Source organism: Salinivirga sp. (assembly GCF_035268865.1).
Classification (GTDB): domain Bacteria; phylum Bacteroidota; class Bacteroidia; order Bacteroidales; family Salinivirgaceae; genus Salinivirga.
Genome location: NZ_DATFKB010000253.1, coordinates 1 through 7,959, shown reverse-complemented (window position 1 = coordinate 7,959; position 7,959 = coordinate 1). Strand labels below are relative to the sequence as shown.

Annotated in this window: 5 protein-coding genes; 4 read left to right on the top strand and 1 reads right to left on the bottom strand. The window is 39.0% G+C overall.

The genetic code is table 11. The annotated features are described in order from the left end of the window. Positions 1-153: 153 nt before the first annotated feature. Positions 154-1,047 carry a chromophore lyase CpcT/CpeT gene (locus VJ937_RS15535; protein ID WP_324068592.1) on the bottom strand — a complete coding sequence of 298 codons (894 nt, stop codon included), beginning with the start codon at positions 1,045-1,047 and terminating at the stop codon, positions 154-156. Positions 1,048-1,216: 169 nt separating this feature from the next. Here VJ937_RS15535 and VJ937_RS15530 point away from each other — a divergent pair, with 169 nt between their 5' ends. The 4 genes from VJ937_RS15530 to VJ937_RS15515 all read left to right on the top strand — a co-directional run. Continuing rightward, positions 1,217-2,911 carry a PAS domain-containing sensor histidine kinase gene (locus tag VJ937_RS15530; RefSeq protein WP_324068590.1) on the top strand — a complete coding sequence of 565 codons (1,695 nt, stop codon included), beginning with the start codon at positions 1,217-1,219 and terminating at the stop codon, positions 2,909-2,911. 129 nt (positions 2,912-3,040) lie between these two features. Continuing rightward, a complete protein-coding gene (locus tag VJ937_RS15525) occupies positions 3,041-4,882 on the top strand; it encodes a DNA topoisomerase IV subunit B (protein ID WP_324068589.1) in 1,842 nt (613 codons plus the stop codon). A gap of 17 nt (positions 4,883-4,899) precedes the next feature. Then, positions 4,900-5,460 (top strand): 3'-5' exonuclease, encoded by a 561-nt coding sequence (locus VJ937_RS15520; protein ID WP_324068587.1) that lies wholly within the window; start codon positions 4,900-4,902, stop codon positions 5,458-5,460. A gap of 15 nt (positions 5,461-5,475) precedes the next feature. Continuing rightward, positions 5,476-7,959: DNA gyrase/topoisomerase IV subunit A (locus tag VJ937_RS15515; protein WP_324068585.1), on the top strand; the 2,484-nt coding region annotated here is incomplete at its 3' end.

The window sequence follows — 7,959 nt, the reverse complement described above, 5'->3', positions numbered from 1 at the left end:
ATATAAAAAAGAAGGGAGCCATTAATCTACCCGTTAGATAATGTTGAAAGCAACTATGAAAAGCTATCTTCTTATTTTTCCGCTATGAACAACAATGAAGATAAAGCATTCGACTCCCTTCTTAAAAGAACCTCGCCTTTATCCAAGGCAATTTTATTCTATACAGTAATTGTATCTTTTTTCAAATATATATGGGCTATGCGGCCCCATTACAATCTCGCCTTTTTTATTGTAGCCCAAATCCCAACTGGTAAATTGGTTTGGTAAAATTTTAGATTCAGATGTGATGTAACTTACACCTGGTATACCCGCCTTACACTCTCTGCCACTGGTACTTGCAATAAACAAATGATTTTCAGGGTGCCAATCAAAATACATCCCACAACATGGCTTTAATTCCAGGTCATTTTTACTCAGTTTATCAAATTCCTCAGGATGCCGCCAGGCATAGACAAAAAGGCTATCGCCTGCGATTTTATAAACATTATCTCTTATTTGGCCATTAGCCTCATAAACTTCGTAAACTCTTTGGCGATAGGGTTGCGCAGTATCCTCAGCATAGGCCTGCTCCACATAAATCCAATAACTCCTGCTGCTATCGGGCCAGATTCTTCGCATACGCAGGCGTACATCAACATGATACTTATCTGTAGAGGTGTCAGCTTGCGCCTGCGAGCTAAAATAGCCTGTCATCCATTGCACAAGTTTTTTTATTGAATCTGAGGGGCGGTAAGGTTTTATTAAAATGCTATCACTATATTCATAACAAGCGGAGTCATCGAGCTCTACCCATATCTTATGGGTGCCAGCTGATAAATCATTAACTGCAAGTGAATACCCGTGTCCAATTGTACCGTTTATTGATGAAAACCATTTTACTGATTCTGTTTTTTCGCACAAATCAGCATCATAGGCCAACCAAACAGTATCACCCGCCATGCAGCATGTTTGGCTCACACTAAAAGATTCAACACCACCTCTATTGCCCAATCCCTGAAGCCCAATAGCAGAAGCAAAAAACAGCAACAAAAAATATTTTCCACGCATACATTAAAATTTCAAATGTAAAAGTACAACACATAAACCCCTAAACAATAAGACTTAACACTTATAGGGGGAAACCCTTAAGTTTAGTTCTTAAGAATTCGTTAAGCATTTGTGAAAAATGGGAATACCGAAATATTTAGCTTAACTTTAAGATTTCATACAGGGTTGAATGACAAAACGACTACACATAGAGTACAAAACAGCTTTATTTTACCTTATACTGGGTGCTTTATGGATTTTACTTTCAGACAGAGCACTTTTACTAATCACGCAAGATGCTCAATTTATTAACGAGCTCCAGACATTTAAAGGATGGTTTTTCGTTTTTGTTACAGCTATAATACTGTTTTTTTATATTAGAAAATACGGAAAAAAAATTCGGTCAATAAACGAACAGCTTGAATCCGGGAAAAAAAGATATAAGGCCTTATATTCTAATGCCCCCCTCGCTTATCAATCACTTGATAAGGAGGGTCGTATTATAGACGTAAACCCAACATGGTGTAAAGTGCTGGGTTATACAAAAGAGGAAGTAACAGGAGCCAATTTCAAAGATCTGCTTCACGATGATTTTAAAGCACACTTTGATTCAAACTTTGAAATCTTTAAAAATAGAGGGTCAGTATCAGATGTAAGGTTGAGGATTAAGAAAAAAAATGGTAACTATATACTTGCGGCTTTTGAAGGTTTTATTGGGCAGAATGACGATAACCAAAATATAAAAACCTTCTGTACTTTTAAAGATATTACTGAAGAAAACGAAATAAAGCAACAACTCATAGAACGCGAGAGTCGCTACAGAGCAATGTTTCATGAGAATATCTCGGTTATGTTGATTGTAGATTTGGCCGGAAATATACTTGAGGCCAACAAGGCCGCGCAAAAATTCTATGGTTATTCAATAAATGAGTTTCTGAAATTACACTTCGACGAACTTACAAATGAAAATCAACTTTTTAATGAACTATCACAGAATTTACTACAAAGTAAGCAATCGAGTTTTGAGCAGACTCATCAGTTAAAAAGTGGCACACTGCGCAATGCTCTTGTATACAGCAGTCAAATAAACTATAAAAATCAAAAAGTACTCTACTTCATTATTCATGATATTACACCGCGCAAGCAAGCAGAATCACAATTGGTGTTAGCCAAAGAGAAAGCCGAAGAGAGTAGCCTGTTAATACGAGCTTTTTTAAACAACATATCACACGAAATCAGAACACCGATGAATTCAATCCTGGGTTTTTCACAGATGCTAATCAGGCCGGGCAAGGATAGTGATAAAAAAGCCCGTTATACAAAACACATAAAAGAAGGATGCGATGTACTTCTGGAAAAAGTAACCGATACCATCGATATTTCCAGAGTACAATCCAGCAATCTAAAACCGGTTCCCGATAATGTAAACTTAGAAAACCTTATAAAAGAAATTGTGAAAAAACATCTCAATACAGGCAATGCCTCAAGTCCTATTGAAACGCTGTTTGAGGCTGGAGAAGATCATCGGTATATTTATACAGACAGATACAAACTTGAAAGAATAATCAGACATTTAATCGATAATGCGCTAAAGTACGCCCCTAATTCAACAGTTATAATCACCTCCAGGTATATAAAGGATCATTTCGAAATAGAAATAAGTGATAATGGCCCGGGTATTGATTACCATATGCAGGAAAAAATATTTGAACCTTTTGTGAAAGATTTACCAGACAGCACAAAAGTCTCCGAAGGCACAGGTATTGGATTAAGCATTGTAAAAGCGTTTACTGAAATCATTCAGGGTAAATTACACTTACAATCCTCACCAGGTAGCGGAACGACCTTCACTTTAATACTCCCTACAAGGGTTGATACAAATTGAAAATAAAATTATCAACCTTTTAAGAACTTTTAAAAAACAGGCTTTTAGCCCATATTTTGCTTGTAATGTTGATAACTTGCTGCAGCAGGGCATGCCAAAATATTTATATTTGCGCAAATTCGATATAGTATGGTTGCGAATTATTCAGAAGAACATATTAAGACCCTGGACTGGAAAGATCACATTCGAACCCGACCGGGGATGTACATTGGAAAATTAGGAGATGGGACCACTGCAGATGATGGTATCTACATCCTGATTAAAGAGGTGCTTGACAACTCCATTGATGAATATATGATGGGGTTTGGAAAATCTATTATTATAGACATTATAGAGCGAAAAGTCAGAATACGTGACCATGGAAGAGGTATACCACTTGGTAAAGTATTAGACGTATCATCTAAAATGAATACTGGCGCCAAATACGACGATCAGGCATTTAAAAAAGCTGTGGGTTTGAATGGTGTTGGTATTAAAGCTGTGAATGCATTATCATCGCAATTCATTATAACCTCATTCCGCGAAGGACAGAAGAAAACCGTAGAATACTCCAGGGGAAAAGTAGTTAAAGACAGCGAGATTGAAACTACAGACGAGGTTAACGGAGTAGAAATAACCTTTTATGCTGACGAAGACTTATTTGGTGAGTACAAGTTCAATGAAGATTTCATAGAAAAACTGCTTAAAAACTACATTTACCTAAATGCCGGCCTTATAATTAATTACAATGGCGATAAAATGGTCTCAAAAAACGGGTTGGTCGACTTACTGGAAGACAACCTGAACTCGCAGGGACAATATCCTATAATTCACTTTAAAGAACAGGATATTGAGCTGGCCATGACACATGGAAGGCAATACGGAGAAGAATACCACAGTTACGTGAACGGGCAGCATACCACAATGGGAGGTACGCACCTTACAGCATTCAAAGAAGCACTGGTAAAAACAATCAGAGACTTTTACGGAAAAGATTTTGAGCCTCAGGATATCCGTGCCTCCATTATTGCTGCTTTCAGCGTAAAAGTGCAGGATCCGGTGTTTGAATCGCAAACAAAAACCAAACTTGGTTCAAAAGATATGGAACCCGACGGCCGGACCATCAGGCAAGCTGTACTCGATTTCATAAAAACAAATCTCGACAACTATTTGCATAAGAACCCGGAAACAGCGGAGCTGCTCCTCAAACGAATTGTTGAGTCGGAAAAAGAGCGCAAGGCCATGTCAGGTATAAAAAAACTGGCACGTGAGCGTTCCAAAAAAGCCAGCCTGCATAACCGTAAATTGCGGGATTGCAGGGTGCATTATAATTCTAAACATGAAAAAAAACTTGAAACATCCATCTTTATTACGGAGGGTGATTCTGCAAGCGGGTCTATTACAAAATCAAGGGATGTAAACACACAGGCAGTATTTAGCCTCAAAGGTAAACCCAAAAACACATTTGGGCTCACCAAAAAGGTCGTTTATGAAAACGAAGAGTTTAATCTGCTGCAGGCTGCATTAAATATTGAAGAAGGATTAGAAAACATTAGATACAATAAAGTAATTATTGCCACAGATGCCGATGTGGATGGTATGCACATCAGGTTATTACTTATTACTTTCTTTCTGCAATTTTTCCCTGATTTAATTAAAAACGGACACCTGTTTTTATTACAAACACCACTTTTCAGGGTAAGAAATAAGAAAGAGACGATTTATTGCTATTCGGAAGAAGAAAAAGAAAATGCAATAGAAAAACTCAGGGGAAAACCTGAAATAACCAGATTTAAAGGATTAGGAGAAATTTCACCTGGGGAATTTAAAGAGTTTATTGGTAAAAAAATCAGGCTGGAGCCAGTAACCCTGAAAAAGGGCGACCAAATAAATAAGTTACTTGAATTTTATATGGGTAAAAACACACCAGAGCGACAAGACTTTATCATCAACAATTTGAAAATTGAAGAGGTGCTGGAAGAACCCATTTAGATAACTAAACAGAAAAAATGAACACCATAGGAATCGTTGATATAGAAACAACCGGCTTTTTAAATCAGGGTGGTAAAATTGTTGAAGTTGGTATTGTTGAACTCGATATCACCAATGGAAACAAAAAAGTATTATTTGACAGTGTAGTGAAGGAGAATGGTTTTAATGAAATGCATTCCCGTTACCCGATGGGTTGGATTTTTCAAAACAGTGACCTTACCTACGACCAGGTGCTGGAAGCCCCTGATTTTGATGATATGAAAGCAGAAATTCAAAACATTTTCGATTCCTTTTTTACCGGAATAACCGCTTTCAATAAAGCATTTGATTTTGGCTTCCTCAAGTCAAGGGGTTTGCGCATAGCCGAACTGCCTTGCATTATGGAAACGGCCACACCAGTGCTTAACCTGCCACCTAAAGGCAACCGGAAAGGGCCAAAATATCCGAATGTAGAGGAAGCATACCATTTTTTAACCGGGAATACAGCATTTATAGAAAGTCACAGAGCAGCAGATGACGCAATGCATGAAGCAGAAATTGCCTTTGAACTCTATAAAAAAGGGGTATTTCAATTTTAAAAGAGCGTGAGCATTATGGATGACAAAATACCATCAAACGGAGAAGGAGAAAACAAAGATATACCGCAGGACGGCATGGTATCGACCAAGCTTACAGGCATGTACGAGACCTGGTTTCTCGACTATGCATCGTACGTAATACTCGAACGTGCAGTACCTCACTTACACGATGGTCTTAAACCCGTACAAAGACGCATATTGCACAGCATGCGCCGTATGGAAGACGGCCGCTACAATAAAGTAGCCAACATTATCGGTAATACCATGCAGTTTCACCCCCACGGTGATGCATCTATTGGCGAAGCATTAGTGGGTATGGGGCAAAAAGACCTGCTGGTTGATACCCAGGGTAACTGGGGAAACCAACTCACCGGAGACAGTGCTGCAGCCCCAAGGTACATAGAAGCCCGGCTTAGCAAATTTGCACTGGACGTGGTATTCAATCCCAAAATTACTGAATGGAAACTTTCATACGATGGCCGAAACGAGGAACCTATAACCCTTCCCGTAAAGTTCCCATTGTTGCTTGCGCAGGGTGTAGAAGGCATTGCAGTTGGCCTGGCAGCAAAAATACTACCACATAACTTCAATGAACTCATCGATGCCTCAACTGACTACCTTAAAGGCAAAAGCTTTACGCTTTATCCGGATTTCCCCACAGGTGGCCTCATTGATGTCTCACGGTACAACAAAGGCTTAAGGGGTGGAGCAGTGCGCATCCGTTCCAAAATAACCAAAGAGGAAGATAACCGAACATTACGCATAACTGACATCCCCTACGGACGAACCACAGAGTCAGTTATTGACAGTATACTGCGCGCCAATGAGAAAGGTAAAATAAAAGTCAAAAAAATAGACGACAATACAGCCGAGCATGTTGAAATACTTGTGCACCTGGCTGCTAATACTTCGCCCGACAAAACCATTGATGCACTTTATGCCTTCACCGATTGTGAAATATCTATTTCGCCCAATTGCACTGTAATTGATAAAGACCGTCCCAAGTTCCTGGGCGTTGAAGAACTGCTTAAAGTTTCTGCCGACCACAGTGTCGACCTTTTAAAACAGGAATTACAAATAAAGCTCAATGAGCTCGAGGAAGCATGGCACATGTCATCACTCGAAAAAATATTTATCGAAAACAGGCTCTATCTGCTTATAGAGGATTGTGAAACATGGGAAGCCATAATCGAAACCATTGATAAAGGACTTGAACCCTACAAAAAACTCCTTAAAAGAAAAATTACCGAAGAAGATATTACGAAGCTTACAGAAATTAAAATCAAACGTATTTCAAAATACGATACCAAGAAAGCCGATGAGCACATCAAAGGCCTTGAAGCAGAAATAGAGAAAACAAGGGATAACCTCAGCAAAATTGTCGAGTATACCATCAACTTTTATAAAACCATTAAAAAGAAATATGGTAAGGGCCGCGAACGCAAATCAGAAATACGCAGCTTTGAAAATATCGATGCCGCAAAAGTAGTCGTTGCCAATGAGAAACTCTATGTAAACCGCAGCGAAGGCTTTGTGGGTACAGCTTTGAAGAAAGAGGAATATGTGTGCGATTGTTCCGATATCGACGACATTATAGTTTTCTTACGAGATGGCCGTTATATCGTTACCAAGGTAGCCAACAAGGCATTTATTGGTAAAGACATCATCCACGTGGCTGTATGGAAAAAGAACGATTCCAGAACAATTTACAATACCGTTTACCGCGATGGCAAAAGTGGCCGGGCCTTGATTAAACGTTTTGCTGTAAAAAGCGTTACACGCGATCGTGAATACAACCTTACCAAAGGTACACCTTATTCAAGGGTGCTCTATTTCACAGAAAACCCCAATGGTGAGGCAGAAGTTATCAAGGTATATCTGAAACCAAAGCCCAGGATTAAGAAACTGATTTTTGAAACAGATTTCTGCGAAATTGCTATCAAAGGAAGGCAAAGTCAGGGTAATATACTTACCCGCCACGATGTGCACAAAATTGTAATGAAAGAAAAAGGTACCTCCACGCTTGGCGGTCGTAAAATTTGGTTCGACAAAACCATATTGCGACTCAATACCGATGGTAATGGCGACTATTTAGGCGAGTTTAAAGGCGATGATAAAATTGTTGTGTTTTACAAAAGCGGACTTTATGCCACAACAAATTATGACCTTACGAACCACTACGAGGAAGATATTTTACGCATAGAAAAAATGAACGATGATGTGGTTTACACCTGTGTGCATTACGATGGTGAGCAAAAATATTATTACATAAAAAGATTTAAAGCTGAAGATACCGGTGGAAAACTCATGCCAATAATTGGAGAACATAAAAACTCCAGACTCATCACCATCAGCTCCTGGCAGTATCCACAATTCGAAATAGAATTTGGCGGAAAACATGCCAGGCGTGACAATGAATTGATTGATGCCAGTGAATTTATAGCAATTAAAGGTGCCAAAGCCCGGGGTAAAAGGCTCACAAGTTACGAAGTTAAGAAA